Origin of the sequence: Nocardia sp. CA-107356 (genome assembly GCF_050946365.1) — a bacterium.
Taxonomy (GTDB): Bacteria; Actinomycetota; Actinomycetes; order Mycobacteriales; family Mycobacteriaceae; genus Nocardia.
In genome coordinates this window covers 1459729-1477014 of sequence record NZ_CP191992.1, presented here as the reverse complement: position 1 = coordinate 1477014, position 17286 = coordinate 1459729, and the positions used below count along the sequence as shown (strand labels likewise).

The 17286-nt window shown below is 66.6% G+C and carries 20 protein-coding genes; 12 read left to right on the top strand and 8 right to left on the bottom strand.

The annotated features are described in order from the left end of the window. The first annotated feature begins 28 nt into the window (after positions 1–28). Complete coding sequence (locus ACQP1G_RS06785; RefSeq protein WP_433199551.1) at positions 29–583, top strand: GyrI-like domain-containing protein; 555 nt, start codon at positions 29–31, stop codon at positions 581–583. An 18-nt stretch (positions 584–601) separates the two neighbouring features. On the opposite strand, the gene ACQP1G_RS06780 is transcribed toward ACQP1G_RS06785, so the two are convergent. The 4 genes from ACQP1G_RS06780 to mca form a co-directional block, all read right to left on the bottom strand. Then, a complete protein-coding gene (locus ACQP1G_RS06780) occupies positions 602–1168 on the bottom strand; it encodes a TIGR03086 family metal-binding protein (protein WP_433199548.1) in 567 nt (188 codons plus the stop codon). 282 nt (positions 1169–1450) lie between these two features. Then, positions 1451–2761 (bottom strand): FAD-binding oxidoreductase, encoded by a 1311-nt coding sequence (locus ACQP1G_RS06775; RefSeq protein WP_433199545.1) that lies wholly within the window; start codon positions 2759–2761, stop codon positions 1451–1453. A 145-nt stretch (positions 2762–2906) separates the two neighbouring features. Then, positions 2907–3176, bottom strand: a complete 270-nt coding sequence (locus tag ACQP1G_RS06770; RefSeq protein WP_433208228.1) for a hypothetical protein — start codon at positions 3174–3176, stop codon at positions 2907–2909. After that, the gene (mca, locus tag ACQP1G_RS06765; RefSeq protein WP_433199542.1) at positions 3176–4060 is read right to left on the bottom strand and encodes a mycothiol conjugate amidase Mca; all 885 of its coding nucleotides are present in this window, start codon (positions 4058–4060) and stop codon (positions 3176–3178) included. The genes ACQP1G_RS06770 and mca overlap by 1 nt, the downstream gene beginning before the upstream one ends. 124 nt (positions 4061–4184) lie before the next feature. On the opposite strand from mca, the gene ACQP1G_RS06760 reads away from it, so the two are divergent. Beyond that, positions 4185–4634, top strand: a complete 450-nt coding sequence (locus ACQP1G_RS06760) for a DUF4307 domain-containing protein (RefSeq protein WP_433199539.1) — start codon at positions 4185–4187, stop codon at positions 4632–4634. A gap of 297 nt (positions 4635–4931) precedes the next feature. Continuing rightward, positions 4932–5426: a transcription elongation factor GreA gene (greA, locus tag ACQP1G_RS06755; protein ID WP_433199536.1), complete on the top strand. Its 495-nt coding sequence runs from the start codon at positions 4932–4934 to the stop codon at positions 5424–5426. Positions 5427–5491: 65 nt separating this feature from the next. Here greA and ACQP1G_RS06750 read toward each other — a convergent pair whose 3' ends face one another. Then, a complete protein-coding gene (locus ACQP1G_RS06750) occupies positions 5492–6637 on the bottom strand; it encodes a cystathionine gamma-synthase (RefSeq protein WP_433199533.1) in 1146 nt (381 codons plus the stop codon). 109 nt (positions 6638–6746) lie between these two features. Here ACQP1G_RS06750 and ACQP1G_RS06745 point away from each other — a divergent pair, with 109 nt between their 5' ends. The 3 genes from ACQP1G_RS06745 (at position 6747) to ACQP1G_RS06735 (ending at position 9321) form a co-directional block, all read left to right on the top strand. Next, on the top strand, positions 6747–7922 hold the full coding sequence (locus ACQP1G_RS06745) for an acyl-CoA dehydrogenase family protein (protein WP_433199530.1): 1176 nt from the start codon (positions 6747–6749) through the stop codon (positions 7920–7922). Between the two features lie 57 nt (positions 7923–7979). Then, positions 7980–8699: a DUF6401 family natural product biosynthesis protein gene (locus ACQP1G_RS06740; protein WP_433199527.1), complete on the top strand. Its 720-nt coding sequence runs from the start codon at positions 7980–7982 to the stop codon at positions 8697–8699. Positions 8700–8847: 148 nt separating this feature from the next. Continuing rightward, positions 8848–9321 carry a DUF4254 domain-containing protein gene (locus ACQP1G_RS06735; RefSeq protein WP_433199524.1) on the top strand — a complete coding sequence of 158 codons (474 nt, stop codon included), beginning with the start codon at positions 8848–8850 and terminating at the stop codon, positions 9319–9321. Positions 9322–9353: 32 nt separating this feature from the next. Here ACQP1G_RS06735 and ACQP1G_RS06730 read toward each other — a convergent pair whose 3' ends face one another. Next, a complete protein-coding gene (locus tag ACQP1G_RS06730) occupies positions 9354–10736 on the bottom strand; it encodes a cystathionine beta-synthase (RefSeq protein ID WP_433199521.1) in 1383 nt (460 codons plus the stop codon). Between the two features lie 115 nt (positions 10737–10851). Between ACQP1G_RS06730 and ACQP1G_RS06725 the strand changes: the two genes are divergently transcribed. The 3 genes from ACQP1G_RS06725 to ACQP1G_RS06715 all read left to right on the top strand — a co-directional run bounded on the left by ACQP1G_RS06725 (position 10852) and on the right by ACQP1G_RS06715 (position 13686). Continuing rightward, positions 10852–11313 (top strand): hypothetical protein, encoded by a 462-nt coding sequence (locus ACQP1G_RS06725; protein ID WP_433199518.1) that lies wholly within the window; start codon positions 10852–10854, stop codon positions 11311–11313. 204 nt (positions 11314–11517) lie between these two features. After that, complete coding sequence (locus ACQP1G_RS06720; RefSeq protein ID WP_433208225.1) at positions 11518–12441, top strand: SGNH/GDSL hydrolase family protein; 924 nt, start codon at positions 11518–11520, stop codon at positions 12439–12441. Between the two features lie 24 nt (positions 12442–12465). Beyond that, a complete protein-coding gene (locus ACQP1G_RS06715) occupies positions 12466–13686 on the top strand; it encodes an acetyl-CoA C-acetyltransferase (protein WP_433199515.1) in 1221 nt (406 codons plus the stop codon). Positions 13687–13849: 163 nt separating this feature from the next. On the opposite strand, the gene ACQP1G_RS06710 is transcribed toward ACQP1G_RS06715, so the two are convergent. Beyond that, on the bottom strand, positions 13850–14335 hold the full coding sequence (locus tag ACQP1G_RS06710; RefSeq protein WP_433199511.1) for a carboxymuconolactone decarboxylase family protein: 486 nt from the start codon (positions 14333–14335) through the stop codon (positions 13850–13852). A 167-nt stretch (positions 14336–14502) separates the two neighbouring features. Here ACQP1G_RS06710 and ACQP1G_RS06705 point away from each other — a divergent pair, with 167 nt between their 5' ends. The 3 genes from ACQP1G_RS06705 to ACQP1G_RS06695 all read left to right on the top strand — a co-directional run bounded on the left by ACQP1G_RS06705 (position 14503) and on the right by ACQP1G_RS06695 (position 16382). After that, the gene (locus tag ACQP1G_RS06705; protein WP_433199508.1) at positions 14503–15432 is read left to right on the top strand and encodes an RNA polymerase sigma-70 factor; all 930 of its coding nucleotides are present in this window, start codon (positions 14503–14505) and stop codon (positions 15430–15432) included. 74 nt (positions 15433–15506) lie between these two features. Then, entirely contained in the window at positions 15507–15854 is a 348-nt protein-coding gene (locus tag ACQP1G_RS06700; protein ID WP_433199505.1) for a DoxX family protein, read from the top strand. Between the two features lie 105 nt (positions 15855–15959). After that, positions 15960–16382, top strand: coding sequence for a DUF1330 domain-containing protein (locus ACQP1G_RS06695; RefSeq protein ID WP_433199502.1), 423 nt, complete (start codon positions 15960–15962; stop codon positions 16380–16382). On the opposite strand, the gene ACQP1G_RS06690 is transcribed toward ACQP1G_RS06695, so the two are convergent. Further along, complete coding sequence (locus ACQP1G_RS06690; RefSeq protein ID WP_433199499.1) at positions 16369–17217, bottom strand: Bax inhibitor-1/YccA family protein; 849 nt, start codon at positions 17215–17217, stop codon at positions 16369–16371. The genes ACQP1G_RS06695 and ACQP1G_RS06690 overlap by 14 nt on opposite strands. Positions 17218–17286: the final 69 nt, after the last annotated feature.

The following is a 17286-nucleotide window of genomic DNA, read 5'->3' as shown; positions in this document are numbered from 1 at the left end:
GTCCGGAATTTCGACACGGAGGACCCCGATGAAACTCGACCTGGCCAAGAGCGATAAGCACTACTACGACGCCACTGCGCAACCGCAGCTGCGCACCTTCGACACCTACGGCTATCTGACGGTCACCGGTTCCGGCGCACCCGGTGGCGAGGTGTACACCGAGGCGGTGCAGACGCTGTATCGAACCGCCTACGGCGCCAAGAAGATCGCCAAGGCGGATGGACAGGATTTCGTGGTACCGAAGCTGGAGGGCCAGTGGTGGGTGGATTCCGATGAGCCGCCGCTGTCGGTGCCGCGCGAACAGTGGCAGTGGAAGTTGATGATCCGGATGCCCGATGCCGTCACCGCCGAGATGGTCTCCGGTGCGACGTTCGAGCGACTGACCGAGGGTGAGTCGATCCAGGTCATGCACATCGGACCGTATGCGACCGAACCGGAGACGCTGGCTCGGATGGAGGCGTTCATGGCGGCCGAGGGTTTGCTCATGAACGGCCGCCATCACGAGATCTATCTCTCGGATCCACGCAAATCCCCGGCCGCGAATACCCGCACCATCCTGCGCCATCCGGTTCGCCGCGCCTGACGGCAGTCAGTTACCCGATCAGCACGCCCGCCCGAGATAGCCGAGCAGCCGCCGGTGCGCCGGCGCATCCGCGGGCACGGCGACCTCTGCATCGAACATGCCCGGCTTGCGGAAGCCGTCGAGACCGCCCATGGCATGCATGGTGGTCAGCAGTTCGGCGCACAGTTCGTCATCGGCGAGGTCGGTGCGGTCGATGGCCACCGCGATATCGATGCCGTGCGTGACGACCTCGGTGAGATGGACCATGGCGGCGGCCGGACCGGGGAGATCGCCGAGCGAGAAGTGAACGGTACCGGTCAGGGCGTCGGGGCGATGCCAGGCGGCGCGGTCGACCTCGGACGCCGCGGCGAAGGCGCCCTGCGGATCGATACCGAGCCAGTCGTCATCGTGTCCGGCGCCCGCATCGGTGCCGCTCAACTCGGCGGCGAACAGGTGCATCCCGCCGACGGCGTGGTTGAGCACGGCGTGCACATCCCACTCCTGACAGGGCGTCGGCGCCGCCAGCCGGTCGCTGTCGACGGCGGCGACCACGATCGCGCCTGTCATATCCAGAGCGCGGTCGATCTGTCCGATCACATTGTCCATGGGCATCCTTCGCTCGAAGAGTTCGCAGAATAGGTAGCACGACCAGGTGACATCCAAACTCGATCCAACGCCGCCCAGATCACGGAATCCAGCACGACAAGGACCCGAACGGGTTGCGCTGCTTCCCTTCCGGCGATACCCATGGGGTCCGAAACCGAAATGTCAACCGGTCCTGCCGGGTTCCGGATGCCCTCGATGTCCGCGCGGTCGCGGACGAGGATTTCGGACCTGCCGCTGCCGACCGGCGGTCCTGGACCGGCGGCCGGCAGCAGCCGAAATGCGTTATCCGAGAACCGGATAGTTGGAACGGATCACCGACAGCGGGTCGCGGGCACGCTTGATCTCGCGCAACCGCGCGAGCGTGGTCTCGTCGAACGCCGCCGCGGCCGTCTCTTCCGGGGTGAGGAAGGTGAACGGCTTGCGGCCGCTGATGTGCGCACCGATCGCATCGACGATTTCGGTTCGTCGGGCCGTGACCGCCGCCTTCAGGTGCGGCAGTCCGAGGCCGAGCGCGTAGAGCAGGTACGGCTCGGCGACCGGGCCGCGCGCGCCGCCGTCGGCGACCGCGGTGGCCAATGCACCACCGAGATGGCGGATCTGGATATCGACCAGTGGGGCGACGGGTTCGTCGAGCAGGGTTTTGACGACCGCGTCGCCGAGGTCGGTGAGCAGTTCGCCACGCGAGATGGACGGGCTCGGATCGGTCGGCTCGGTGGTGATATCGCCGAGGTACGCCACCGACATCGCACCGCGCTTATCGACGATCGGCCCGTCGATCGCGTCCAACCGGGTCAGCAGTGACCGACCCAGCGCTCGATCGCCGAGGTAGGCGACATCCAGCGCGACCATTGGCGGCGCATCCGGAAACTGGAACCGGTGGAACCACACCGACAGTTCGTCGGGTGCGTCGGCGGTGATCTCCTGGAATGCCTCGAAGACCTCCGCTGTGCGCGCACCGTGCCACATCACCCGCCCGCCGTAGAGACCCGGAGCCGGGAAGAGATCGAACTCGAGCCCGGTCACCACCGCGAAATCGCCACCGCCACCACGCAGTGCCCAGAACAGCTCCGGATCGTTCGCGGCGCTCACCCGCGTCACCGCGCCCTCGGCGTCGACGATCTCGAAGGCGCGCACCGCATCCGAAGCCCAGCCGTACTTGCGGCCGAACCAGCTCAGCCCGCCGCCGAGGGTATATCCGGTCACACCGACCACCGGGTTGCTGCCCGCCAGTCCGGTCAGCCCGTGCACCGCGGCCGCGGCCTGCACCGCGCCCCAATTCGCACCGGCGCCGACCTTCGCCACCCGCCGCTCGGCATCGATCTCGACGCGGTCCAGTCCCCCGGTGCGCAGCAGAATCGCATCCTCGATCCCACCTGAGGCTCCGTGTCCGGTCGGCTGCGCGATCACCGGCACTCCGGCCCGGCGCGCGTGCGCCACGACGGCGGCAACGTCCTGCGCGTCGGCCGCCCGGACCACCGCGGCAACCGGCTGGGTGACCACGGTGGACCACGGCTGTGCCGCCGCGTCGAAGCCGTCCTCGCCCGGCACCAGCACCCGGCCGGTCAGATCAGCGCGCAGATCCTCGAATGTCATTGCTATTTCCCTCACTTCGCAGCTGTGCCCGAAAGCACCTGCGGCCCGTGGATCGTGCCGCGCTACCCCATTGACGAAATACGACCGGCAAACATAACAACGGCCACCCGAAGTGATCGGGTGGCCGTTGTCACAGCGTGCGGTATCAGCTCTTATCGGGCCGGTCGTCCGGCTCGGCGCCGTTCTGCTCGAGCCGGGTGATGCCGGGCTCGGTGCCCTCGTCGGCCTCCTGATCCGGCTCGGGATGGTCGGGCTCGAAGGTCGCGGGCAAACCCTTGATATGCCGGTTCATCGACCGCACCAACAGCACGGTCCCGGCGAGCAGCACCAGAATGATCACCAGACCCAGCGGCGATGCCTTGCCGAACTCGGGTCCGGTCGGCGTGCCAGGGGCTTGGGCGAGCAGAGCCAGCATCACCGGTGCTCGTCTTCGATACCGGCGAACAGGTCGGTCTCCGGGCGCGAGGTCGGCACCCGCGACTCGGCCAGTTCGAACTCCTCGGTCGGCCACAGCCGCTGCTGCATCTCCATCGGAATCGCGAAGAACGCGCCGTTGGGATCGATCTGCGTGGCGTGTGCGCGCAGGGCGTCGTCACGCTGCGGGAAGTATTTGGCGCATTCGATCTGCGTGGTCACCCGGGTCATCCCGTCCGGGCGGCCCTGGCGGTAGGTGCGCATCCGCTCCAGCCACTCCTGTAACGGGAACGGCTCGCCGATCCGCTCGTACTCCGTGGCGAAAACATCCAGGCGCGCCATGGTGAAGCCGTGGTCGTAGTAGATCTTCAGCGGCTGCCACGGCTCGCCCGCGTCCGGGAATCGCTGCGGATCGCCCGCCGCCGCGAATGCGGCCATCGACACCTCGTGGCAGCGGATGTGATCCGGATGCGGGTAGCCGCCGTTCTCGTCATAGGTCGTCATCACATGCGGTTTGAACTCGCGCACCACGCGGACCAAGGCCTCGACGGCCTCTTCCAGCGGGACCAGCGCGAAGCTGCCCTCCGGCAGCGGTGGCGGCGGATCGCCCTCGGGCAGGCCGGAGTCGACGAATCCGAGCCAGGTCTGTCGCACACCGAGTGCGGCGGCCGCGGCATCCATCTCCTCGCGCCGGATCTCCTCGATCCGCTCCAACACCCCGGGGGTGTCCATCGCGGGATTGAGGATGCTGCCGCGTTCGCCGCCGGTCAGCGTCACGATGAGGACGTCGTGGCCCTCGTCGGCGTAGCGTGCGGTCGTCGCGGCACCCTTGCTCGATTCGTCGTCGGGGTGGGCGTGAACCGCCATGAGGCGAAAGCCACTCACGTCTCGTTCACCTCAGAACTCACCGTCATACCTCGTATCTCCGCCGCCGGGGTCCGATCTGCCTGTCCCTATAGTTCCATTCGACAGACTTTTGTTCCGACGTACCCCCCGGGAGTGATGCACCATGAGTGATACGCCCGGTGCCGCCGCTTCAGCACCCGCCGATCGACGTACCGACCGGTACGGTACGACGCCACGCCCGAGTCGCCGCTGGATTCCGCTCGCGCTCGGCGCGGTCGTACTCGCTGCGGGCCTCGGGGTCGCCTACCTCGGATTCCAGAAGTACGGCCCGAACGATATCGACGCCGAACAGCTCGGCTACACCGTCGTCGACGATGCCACGATCTCGGTGCATCTCAAGGTCACCCGCAAGGATCCGGAGCAGCCGGTGGTGTGTTTCGTGCGCGCGATGGCCAGGGACGGTTCCGAACTGGGCCGCCGCGAGGTGCTGATCGAGCCGTCCAGCAGTGGCACCATCGAGCTGACGACCATCGTCCGGGCATCCGCTCGGCCGGTCTCGAGCAGTATCTACGGCTGTAGCGATGATGTCCCGAAGTACCTGCGGGCGGGCTGATTCCGGTAACTACCCCATCACAGCATCCACAAAATGAACGCCGACCTGCATGTTTGTGATTCATGCTAAAATGGCGTGATACACGGTTCCGGGGCTCGGAGCCGTGTTTGCTGCATTGGCGGCCAGCGCTGTCAGTTCCGGGTGTGTGAGTTTGCCGGACCTGAAGCCTGTCGGGGTTCGATGAACTTCCCCAGGATGGCACTAGCCGTCGGCTGGTGCGTGCCCGCCCCCTGTGGGCACTGCAGCGGATCAGGGAACCCGGCCTCGGCCGGGAACAACTACTAGGGAGTGATCGAGATGACTGAGACGCAAGTGACTTGGCTGACCCCGGAGTCGCACGACAGGCTCAAGGGTGAACTCGACGCGCTCATCGCCAATCGTCCGGTCATCGCCGCCGAGATCAACGAACGCCGCGAAGAGGGCGACCTCAAGGAAAACGGCGGATACCACGCCGCGCGCGAAGAGCAGGGTCAGCAGGAAGCGCGCATCCGGCAGCTGCAGGAGCTGCTGAACAACGCCAAGGTCGGCGTTGCGCCCACCAAGTCCGGCGTCGCACTGCCGGGTTCGGTCGTCAAGGTCTACTACGACGGCGACGAGTCCGACACCGAGACCTTCCTCATCGCGACCCGCGAAGAGGGCATCAACGATTCCAAGCTCGAGACCTACTCGCCGAATTCGCCGCTCGGTGGCGCGCTCATCGACGCCAAGGTCGGCGACACCCGTGAGTACACGCTGCCCAACGGCAAGACCATGAAGGTGACGTTGGTCAGCGCGGAGCCCTACCACAGCTGATCTCCGCCCCGAAACGAGCGGCCGCATCCGACAGATTCGGATGCGGCCGCTCGTTCGGTTCATGATCAGTTCGCCAATGCCTGTTCGATATCGGCGAGCAGGTCGCTGACATCCTCGATGCCGACCGAGAGCCGCACCAGATCGTCCGGCACCTCCAACTGCGAGCCGGCCGTGGAGGCATGTGTCATCGCGGCCGGATGCTCGATCAGCGATTCCACACCGCCGAGCGATTCGGCGAGGGTGAAGATCTTGGTGCGCGAGCAGAATTCGTGCGCGGCGGCCTTGCCGCCGTTGAGCCGGACCGAGATCATGCCGCCGAAGCGCTTCATCTGCTTATCGGCGATGAAGTGGCCCGGATGCTCGGCCAGGCCGGGGTAGATGACCTTCGAGATCGCCGGATGCCTGGTCAGGAATTCGGCGATGGTCTCGGCGTTGTCGCAGTGCCGATCCATCCGCACCGCGAGGGTTTTGGTACCGCGCAGGGTGAGGAAGGCGTCGAACGGACCGGGCACCGCGCCGGCGCCGTTCTGCAGGAAGGCGAATGCCGCGTCGAGCTCCGGATCATTGGTGATCAACGCACCGCCGACGACATCGGAGTGCCCGCCCAGGTACTTGGTGGTCGAATGGGTGACGATATCGGCGCCGAGCAGCAGCGGCTGCTGCAGATACGGCGTGGCAAAGGTGTTGTCCACCACCAGTTTCGCGCCCGCGGTGTGCGCGATATCCGCCAGCGCCGGGATATCGCCGATGCTCAGCAGCGGGTTGGTCGGGGTTTCGATCCAGATCAGCTTGGTATTGGGCCGGATCGCGGCGCGCATCTCGTCGACGTTGAATACATGGGCGGGCGAATGCTCGATGCCCCACTGGCTGAACACCTTGTCGATCAGCCGGAAGGTGCCGCCGTAGGCGTCATCCGGGATGACGATGTGGTCGCCGGGGCGCAGCGTCGCCCGCAGCGCACAGTCGGTGGCGGCCATGCCAGAGGCGAATGCCCGTCCGTAGCGGCCCGATTCGAGCGCGGCGAGGTTCGCTTCCAGCGCGGTCCTGGTCGGGTTGCCGGTGCGGCCGTATTCATAGCCGTCGCGCAGCCCGCCCACCCCGTCCTGGGCGAACGTCGAACTCGCGTAGATGGGCACGTTCACCGCACCGGTCCGCGCTTCGGGGTCGTATCCGGCGTGCACGGCTCTGGTGGAGAATCCCAGCTCACTCATGCCGGTCAGCCTAGCCCCGGGCGATCTGCGGGCTATCGGCCGGTGGGCCCGGATCATCGTTGTGTACCGATCCCGGCTTTCGCCAGGCGTGCGGCGGTAGGTTGAGCTCATGCTGAGCGTTGATGAACTGTTCGCGATCGATGCCCTGTTGACCGCGGACGAGTGCGAGATCCGCGATACCGTCCGCACGTTCGCGAACCAGCGGTTGCGACCGCATATCGCCGATTGGTTCGAGGCGGGGACCTTTCCGGCCCGCGAGATCGCGCCGGAACTCGGCAATGTCGGGTTGCTCGGGATGCACTTGGATGGCTACGGGTGCGCCGGCCTGTCGGCGACCGCTTACGGTCTGGCCTGCCAGGAGCTCGAAGCGGTCGATTCCGGTGTGCGCAGCATGGTCTCGGTACAGGGCTCACTCGCTATGACCGCGATCCACAAATACGGCTCCGAGGAGCAGAAGCAGCACTGGCTGCCCGAGCTGGCGGCGGGACGCGCCCTCGGCTGTTTCGGCCTGACCGAACCGGACTTCGGCTCCAATCCGGGCGGTATGCGGACCCGAGCCAAGCGCGACGGCACCGACTGGGTGCTGAACGGCTCGAAGATGTGGATCACCAATGGATCGGTGGCCGATATCGCGGTGGTGTGGGCGCAGACCGAGGACGAGGGCAAACAGGTGGTGCGCGGATTCCTGGTACCGGCCGGCACGCAGGGATTCAGTGCCCGCGAGATGCATCACAAGCTGTCGCTGCGCGCCTCGGTGACCGCGGAACTGGACTTCGACGATGTGCGACTGCCGGCCGATGCGGTGCTGCCGCAGTCCCGCGGACTGAGCTCCCCGCTCGCCTGCCTGAGCGAGGCACGTTTCGGCATCATTTTCGGCGCACTCGGTGCGGCCCGCGACTGCCTGGCCACGACCATCGAATACGCGCGGACCAGGGAGGTATTCGATAAGCCGCTGGCCGCCTACCAGCTGACCCAGGCGAAGCTGGCCGATATGGCCCTCGAGTACGGCAAGGGGCAATTGCTCGCGCTGCAGATCGGCAGACTCAAGGATCGCGGCGAGGTGCTGGCCGAGCAGATCAGCGCGGGCAAGCTGAACAGCACCAGAGAGGCCATCGCGATCGCCCGCGAGTGCCGGACCATTCTCGGCGCGAACGGCATCACCCTGGACTATCCGGTACTGCGGCATGCGAACAATCTCGAGTCGGTGCTCACCTACGAGGGCACGGCGGAGGTGCACCAACTGGTGCTCGGCAAGGCCCTCACCGACGCGAACGCCTTCCGGTAGCGCCAGCGCATACATAGCGAATCGCGACTGGATGGATAGAAGTTTTTGCTCGGCCCCGTGTTGCTCGAGGGGTCGGCGCGAAGGACTTTGAACCGCCTGCACAAGACGCACGGGGTACCGGCGCTCGCCGCGGCCGCGGATCTGCCCGGGCTCTCGACAGCGCTGGACCAGCACGCCGCGGCGGTGCGCGACCTTCTCGAACATGGCATCGAGGCGTCGGCAGGGATTCCGACCAGCGTGTTGCTTGCGGGTTATGCGCGGGGGTTGCTCGATCAGGCACGCGATACCGACTTGCGGCCCACGCTGCCGCGGGAGACGTCGGACCCGACCGACACCGACGCCGGCCTGCGCAGGACACCGCCGACCGATGTGAGCGGCTGGAGAAACGCCGGATGGCTGCCATTGCGGCTGGCCGGTGTCTGTCTGCACGCGAATAACCAGCAGGACCGACAGCGATATCCGTCGCGACTGGACCGGTCGCGACGGTTATCGAAAGTTGTTCGGGCGCCTGGCTTTTCGCTGGGATATCCGGCGCATTCTCAATACATATCGCGCGGATCGCCGTACTGCAGGTATTCACCTCGCCCTGATCAGGGGCATCCATGCGTGCGGCGTTCGAGCCCTGATTCGCCGAATCATGCTGGGCAACTGGCATATTGGAGCGTGTTCCGAACTGGTCGGCCTACTTCACATCACCGCTCGCATCATGTGGAGAACATTGTTACTACCGGTCATCGCTGTGCCATCTTCGTGTCACCGATTCGCCAAGGCAGATAGTGCAAGCTGTATCCGCACTCGGTTTCGGGAAGGCCTCACAGCATAGGGGGCAGACAGCGTCCCGGATCAACGCGGCGAATCCGAGTGCACCGACCGCTTATTCGGAGGTGCACCATGTACATGCCGTCGCTCGATCTGGGGGCCCATCATGTTCGTGCGTAACCGCGCGCCGATCATCGAGGGCGTCACAATGTTGCCGGACCAGCGCGAGTTGGTCAATGCGTTCGGCGGGCAGCCGCCCGACCCGGACCATGACCACCCCCTGCTGCCGTTCGCGCGCAAACTCGCCGAACTGCACCGGCAACGCCACCACGACCCGCTGGCCACCGCCGGAATCGATTGCCGCCGAGCCGAACTCGTCGCCGCTATCGATAACTGGGTGCACACCCGGGTGCCGCGTCGACAATCCACCGCGCATATCCGCGCCGGAGCGATCGGCGCGACCGTGGATCGCATGGCCGCCGCCCACGTGCACGCCAGCCACCTGCTGCACACCGCCGACAAGGTCGCCGATGACCGAGTGCACGCGGCCTGGTATCGCCTCGCCCTGCTCGTCGACCATTGGACCGACCTGATAACCGGTTCCGCACACGGTGATTCGCGGGTCCGTCAGTCGGCGTAGTCCGCCTACCCGACCAACTCGGCGGCGCGAACTCAGATAGATCCGGTGCTGAGGAATCCGAGCAGATCGTGTCGAGTGATCACACCGACCGGCTTACCGTCCTCGACCACCATCAACGCATCGGTATCCGAGAGCGCCTTGGTCGCGGCCGAAATGGGTTCGCCCGAACCGATCAGCGGGAACGACGGACTCATATGCTGGGCCACCGAATCGGTCAGCTGCGCACGCCCTTCGAAGACCGCGGAGAGCAGATCGCGCTCGGTGACGCTGCCCGCGACCTCACCCGCCATCACCGGCGGTTCGGCGCCGACGACCGGCATCTGCGAAACCCCGTACTCGCGCAGGATCTCGATCGCATCGCGCAGGGTCTCCGAGGGATGGGTGTGCACCAGATCGGGCAGCGCGCCCGACTTACCGCGCAGCACATCCCCGACCAGCGGCTCCGCGGTGCCGTCGAGACGTTCGCGCAGGAAGCCGTAGGAGCTCATCCACTGGTCGTTGAAGATCTTCGACAGGTAGCCGCGGCCGCCGTCGGGCAGCAGTACGACGACCAGTGCGTCGGGATCGCGGCGCGCCACCTCGATGGCCGCCACCACCGCCATCCCGCAGGAGCCGCCCACCAGCAAACCCTCCTCGCGCGCGAGCCGACGGGTCATATCGAAGGAGTCGGCATCGGAGACGGCGATGATCTCGTCGGGGACGGCCGGGTCGTAGGCCGAGGGCCAGAAGTCCTCGCCGACACCCTCGACCAGATATGGCCGACCGGTGCCACCGGAGTACACCGAACCCTCCGGATCCGCGCCGACGATCTGCACCTTGCCGCCGGAGACCTCCTTCAGATACCGGCCGGTGCCGGTGATGGTGCCGCCGGTGCCCACGCCCGCGACGAAGTGGGTGACCTTGCCGTCGGTATCGCGCCAGATCTCCGGACCGGTGGTCTCGTAGTGGCTGTCCGGGCCGCCCGGGTTGGAGTACTGATCGGGCTTCCACGCGCCGTCGATCTCGCGAACCAGCCGGTCGGAAACGCTGTAGTAGCTGTCCGGGTGGTCCGGCGGCACCGCGGTCGGGCACACCACCACCTCGGCGCCATAGGCGCGCAGCACGTTGCGCTTATCCTCGCTGACCTTGTCCGGGCAGACGAACACGCACTTGTAGCCGCGCTGCTGCGCGACGAGCGCGAGCCCGACACCGGTGTTGCCCGAGGTCGGCTCGACGATGGTGCCGCCGGGCCGCAGGGCACCGGAGGCCTCCGCCGCCTCGATCATCTTCACCGCGATGCGGTCCTTGGAGCTGCCGCCGGGATTCAGATATTCGATCTTGGCCGCGACGACGCCAGCGTTGGGCCCCACCACCGCGTTCAACCGAACCAGCGGCGTATTGCCGATGAGGTCAACGACATGATCAGCGATGCGCATGCCCCTATAGTTGCAGAAGGGTTACCACGGCGTTCGCGACGGCCCCGGCGGCGCCACCACAGTGTTTTGCGCCACAAACGCACCCGATGCCTCTTCCTTGCCTAGGATCGCGATCATGAGGCAGCCGAACATCGCTCGCGCCGCGACAGTTCTGGCCGGAGCAGCACTGGCCGCGGGAGTCGTCGGGGCGGCACCAGCCGATGCCGCGACCGTCGAATTCCCGCAGGTACCGACGCTGGCCCACGGCGGCATCTGCTGGACGAGCATCCACACCTGGGCCGAGACCAGCCCACAGTGGCCGGGCCGGGCCATACTGAATGTGCGCGCGGATCCGGTGGCCGGTGTCGGGCCGGGCGACTATCCGCTGGCCCCACTCTGCGAGGTCCGCACCACCGTCGCATGGCGCAACCTGAATACCGGTGCGACGGGTGTCTACGAGAACAACGTCGTCACCGGTCTCTACGGCAGCATTCAGTACGCCCTGTTCCAGGACACCGGTCCGGGTCGTGTCGAGGTCACCGTCAGCACCGACACCGCGAGCGTCCCGGCGCACGGCACCTTCGACGTCCCAGCCTGATCCCGCTGGCCGGGACTCGACCGCCGCAGTGACAGTCCGGCGTGCGGTTGCCCGCCGCGCGGCGACGAGCACCAATGTGGTGCCGGGGCCGCATATCCGGTGAGTAGGACCGCCCAGTTCAACCAACCGCAGGTCGCCGATCACCACGTACTATTTCTAGTCGTGGCACCTCGAATCAGTTGGCGGACCGCCGCGGTGACGAGTATGGCTACCGTGCTGGCCGGATCCAGTGCGGGCACCGCGTCTTGGGCCGCATATCGACTCCTCATGGCGCAGGCCGGGGCGGCGCGCGGCGTGATCGGGCGCGATACCACCAAACCGCCGGAAGCCGACGGTATCTATTCGGCCGGATGCGACGCCCCCGAGCCGTGGCGTCCCGGTCGGCCGGTCGACGTCCACCTGATGGTCTTCGGTGACTCCACCGCCGCGGGCGTGGGCTGCGTGACCGCCGAAGAGGTACCGGGTGTTCGCATCGCCCGCGGGCTGGCCGAGACCACCGGCATGCGGATCCGGTTGAGCACCAAGGCGATCTCCGGTGCCACCTCCAAGGGGCTGGCCGGACAGGTCGACGCCATGTTCGTGGCGGGGCCGCCGCCGGATGCCGCGGTCATCTTCATCGGCGCGAACGACATCACCAAGAAGCATTCGATATCCGCGTCGGCGCGCAGGCTGGGCGCGGCGGTCGCGCGGCTGCATGCGGCCGGGAGCGTCGTGGTCGTCGGCACCTGCCCGGATCTGGGCACCGTCGGCGCCATTCCGCAACCCCTGCGCACGATCGTCCACAACTGGAGCATTCGACTGGCCAAGGCACAGTTCGCGGTCACCCACACCGCGGGCGGCAGCCCGGTGCCGATGGGCGATCTCGGACCGGAATTCCTCACCGCGCCGGACCGGCTCTTCGCCGACGACGGCTTCCATCCTTCTGCCGACGGCTACGCATTGGCCGCCGCGCACCTGCTGCCGATCCTGGTAACGGCACTCGCGCAGCGGCGCGCGGAATCGCCGCAGGCCCGCTCGGCCGAACGTCGCGGCATCACCGCTCGGCTGCGCGGACTCATCGAATCACCGGGGTGGCGACTGCGCCGCTCAGCGGATTCGGTACACATAGAAGTGCCAGTACAAAACTGAGCAGCGAGTACCTAAGGAGCCCTCATGCCTGAGGCAGTTATCGTTTCGACCGCCCGCTCACCCATCGGCCGGGCCGCAAAGGGGTCGCTGGTCGATATGCGGCCCGACGATCTGACCACCCAGATCGTGCGCGCGGCGCTCGACAAGGTGCCTGCCCTGGATCCGGCCCAGATCGACGACCTGATCCTCGGCTGCGGCTCACCCGGCGGCGAGCAGGGCTTCAACATCGCCCGCATCGTCGCGGTGCAGTTGGGCTACGACTTCGTGCCCGGTACCACCGTGCACCGCTACTGCGCCTCATCGCTGCAGTCCACCCGGATGGCCTTCCACGCCATCAAGGCCGGCGAGGGTGATGTGTTCATCTCCGCCGGCGTGGAGACCGTGTCGCGCTACAAGAACGGCTCCGCCGACAGCTGGCCGAACACCAAGAACGCGCTGTTCGCCGAGGCCGAGGCCCGGACCGCGAAGACCGCGGAGGGCGGCGCTGGCATCTGGCACGACCCGCGCGAGGACGGCCTGATCCCGGACGCCTACATCGCCATGGGCCAGACCGCCGAGAACGTCGCGTCGTCGACCGGCATCACCCGCGAAGAGCAGGACCGCTGGGGCGTGCGCTCGCAGAACCGTGCGGAGGAGGCCATCAAGACCGGCTTCTTCGAGCGCGAGATCACCCCGATTACGCTGCCCGACGGCACCGTGATCTCCAAGGACGACGGCCCGCGCGCCGGAGTCACCTACGAGGCGGTCAGCCAGCTGAAGCCGGTGTTCCGCCCGGACGGCACCGTCACCGCCGGCAACTGCTGCCCGCTCAACGACGGTGCGGCCGCACTGGTCATCATGAGCGACACCAAGGCCAAGGAGCTCGGTCTCACCCCGCTGGCGCGCATCGTATCCACCGGTGTCTCCGGCCTGTCCCCCGAAATCATGGGCCTCGGCCCGATCGAGGCCGTCAAGCGTGCGCTCGCGCTGGCGGGTAAGTCCGTCGACGATATCGACCTCTTCGAGATCAACGAGGCCTTCGCGGTGCAGGTGCTCGGCTCGGCCCGCGCGCTGAAGATCGACGAGGACAAGCTGAACGTCTCCGGCGGCGCGATCGCGCTCGGCCACCCGTTCGGTATGACCGGCGCCCGCATCACCACCACGCTGCTCAATAACCTGCAGACCTACGACAAGCAGTTCGGCGTGGAGACCATGTGCGTCGGCGGCGGCCAGGGCATGGCGATGGTCATCGAGCGCCTGAGCTGATCGGGTAGTCGACTCACGAAATCGCTACAGCGGCTCCCCACCTCGATGGATGGGGGGCCGTTGATGCTATCCGCGAAACTTGTTCGCGGACAGCGGAAATCGTCCGAGGCTCGGTCCGGCCCGGATCGAATGATCCTAGGCCGGACCGGGATTCGCCTGCGGGTCAGTTGAGCACGGCGTCGAACATGCCGGGCTCGTAGGAGCCTCCCCGCATGCGCACGATCACGCCGAGCCGGTTGGCCGCGTTGATCATGGCAACCAGGTAGACCAGCGCGGCGATCTGGTCGTCGTCGTAGTGCTTGCGCACCCCAGCCCAGGTCTCGTCGGACACGCCGTGATGGGCGTCGGCGAGCCGGGTGCCCTCCTCGGCCAGCGCCAACGCGGCCCGCTCGGCCTCGGTGAACACCGTGGACTCGCGCCAGGCGGCGACGAGGTTGATGCGGACCGCGGTTTCACCGGCGGCCGCGAGATCCTTGGTGTGGACGTCGGTGCACCATCCGCAGCCGTTGATCTGGCTGGCGCGCAGTTCCACCAGTTCCAGCGTGGACTTGGGCAGTGTCGACTGCATGATCGCCATGCTGGTGTTGGCGAACCGCTTGCCGATCTTCGCGCCGAGCTCGTTGTCGTTCAGGTTGAAACGGGGTTCCATGATCTGGTCCTCACTCGTGGTGCTGAATTGAACGACCATGAGACGGCGGCGACCAGATCCGCGTAACAGCGCACTGACGTGACGTACACCACTCCGGTTCAGTGTTATCGGACGGCAGGGTCCGGCGTCTGGTGGGTGACACAGTCGAGAGGAAGCAGGTGCCACTCATGGCCGATACGTCGTCGACCACGCCCGAGGCTCGCGGCGGGAGCACAGGCCGCGGCGATCGCCCGGATACCGCTACCGAGGCGTTCGTCGCCCATCGCAATCTGCTGTTCACCGTCGCCTACGAAATGCTCGGCTCGGCCGCCGACGCCGAGGACGTCCTGCAGGAGACCTGGCTGCGGTGGACGGGAGTCGACCTCGACACCGTGCGGGATCAGCGCGCATACCTGGTCCGGATCGCCACCCGCCAGGCGCTCGACCGGCTACGGACACTCGGCCGCCGCAGGGAGTCCTACGTCGGACCATGGTTGCCCGAGCCGCTGCTGACCGCGCCCGATGTGGCCGAGGACGTCGAACTGGCCGACAGCGTGTCGATGGCGATGCTGCTGGTGCTGGAGACGCTCACGCCGACCGAGCGGGCGGTGTTCGTGCTGCGCGAGGTGTTCGATCTGGACTATGACGAGATCGCCGAAGCCGTCGACAAGAGCCCGGCCGCGGTCCGCCAGCTCGCGTACCGGGCGCGGGCACACGTCGCCGCGCGCCGACCGCGCGGCATCGTTTCCGCGGCCGAGACCCGAGACGTACTCGAGGCGTTCCATCGAGCGATCGAAACGGGCGATCTACAAAACCTGTTCGACATCCTCGCGCCCGATGTCGTCCTCCTCACTGACGGTGGCGGGGTCGTGCGGGCTGCACTGTCGCCAGTCGTGGGGGCCGACCTGGTGGCTCGCGTGCTGGGTCGGATCGCCGCCACGACGTCGCTGCGGCCCGCGCAAGTCAATGGCCATCCGGCGCTGATCATCCAGCTAGAGGGCAAGGTCGACACCATCGTGGCAATGCGCATCGACGACGGCCTCATCACCGGGCTCTATGCCGTGCGCAATCCCGAGAAGCTGTCGCGTATGCAGCGCGAGACCGCCCTACGCCGCTGATGTCACAGTCCGCACCCGGGTTCCGTCTACTCAGCGAACATGCAGTTGAACCTGTTCCCAAGGAGCCCATTCCCATGCACACCGCATACCTGATCGTCACCGTCCTGGCCGCCGCTTGGGTTGGCTTCTCCGGATTTTCGCTGCTGCGGCGGGCAAAGTTCGTGGTCGAGTCGCTGATCGAATACGGCGTTCCCGAATCCTGGTGGACCTGGCTGGGTCTTGCCAAGACCGCTGGCGCGATCGGACTCATCGTCGGCCTGTGGATCCCGGTCATCGGTTACCTCGCCGCAATCGGCATCGTGCTCTACTTCGCAGGCGCCATCATCACCAACATCCGGGCCCGCGCCTACGCCAGCATCCCGTTCCCGCTGCTGTACATGGTTCCGGTCATCATCGCGACAGGACTGGGGATCGCCGCCTGATCCGCAGCGGGTTGCCCCGAGTATTACTCCCGAGGTAATCGACTCGACTACCTCGAGACGGAAATATAAAGGACACCAAGGCAACAACCGCTTCAGGAGATACCGATGACCGCCTACGCCATCGCCCATATGCACGACGTCAACGTCGGCGCCGATATCGTCGAATACCTCCGGCGCATCGACGCCGCGCTGGCCCCGTTCGGCGGCAAGTTCATCGTGCACGGTGGCCGACAGGTCACCGTCGAAGGTCCGGCGAACAGCAATATCGTGGTGATCGAATTCCCGGATTTCGAGGCCGCCGAGAACTGGTACAACTCCCCCGCCTACCGGGAGATCCTCCCGTTGCGCACCGAGAATGCCCCGGGCGCGACGCTGCTGGCCGAGCGTTGCGACGACGACCATCTGGCGACCGATGTGCTCGGCGACCTGACTGTGCCGGAAGGAGTTACGGCCCCGGTCGCCTGGATTACCAGGGCAACCGGGGCCGCATCGTCAGCCGGACCGGATGGCCGGATCAGTCGTTGTTGAAGTAGCTGAGCAGGCGCAGGATTTCGATGTAGAGCCAGACCAGGGTGACGGTCAGGCCGAGGGCGACGCCCCATGCGGCCTTCTCCGGAGCCTGGGCGCGGATCAGTTGGTCGGCGGCGTCGAAGTCGAGCAGGAAGCTGAACGCGGCGACCGCGATGACGACCAGGCTGAAGACAACGGCGAGGGGGCCGCCGTCACGCAGGCCGAGACCGCCGTCGATGAAGAAGCTGGCGATCAGGTTGCCGACGATGAGCACCAGGATGCCGATCATCGCGCCGAAGATCATGCGGGTGAAGCGCGGGGTGACGCGGATCGCACCGGTTTTGTAGACCACCAGCATGCCCACGAAGACGCCGAAGGTGCCGAGGACGGCCTGCGCGATCATCGCACTGCCGCCGACGCCGCCGAATTCGATATTGGTGAACATGAACGACAGCGCGCCGACGAACAAACCCTCGAAGACCGCGTACGAGAGCACGACGACCGGGTTGTCCATCTTCCTGGCGAACGTCGCGACCAGCACCAGCACGAAGCCGATCAGACCGCCGCCGATGACGAACAGCGGGGCCAGTGCGGTATTGGCGTTGGTGAGGCCGTAGGAGACGATGGCCGACAGCGCCAGGACACCGAGGGTGATGGCGGTCTTGGTGACGACATCGTCGATGGTCATGGCCCGGGTGGTGGGGGCCTGCTGATACGGCTGCTGGTACTGGGGGTACTGGCCGTACTGCTGGCTCATCTGGCCCGCGCTCGTCACCCCTGATCCGAAGTTGGCATAGCCACCGCCCTCTTGCCGAGGAAGTTGACGGAATACCGGATTGCTAGTGGTGCGCACCGTGAATGCCTTTCTGGAGTCGTGGTCCACATCGCCGTCGCCGATCGTTGGCGACTGCTTGCAGGTCGC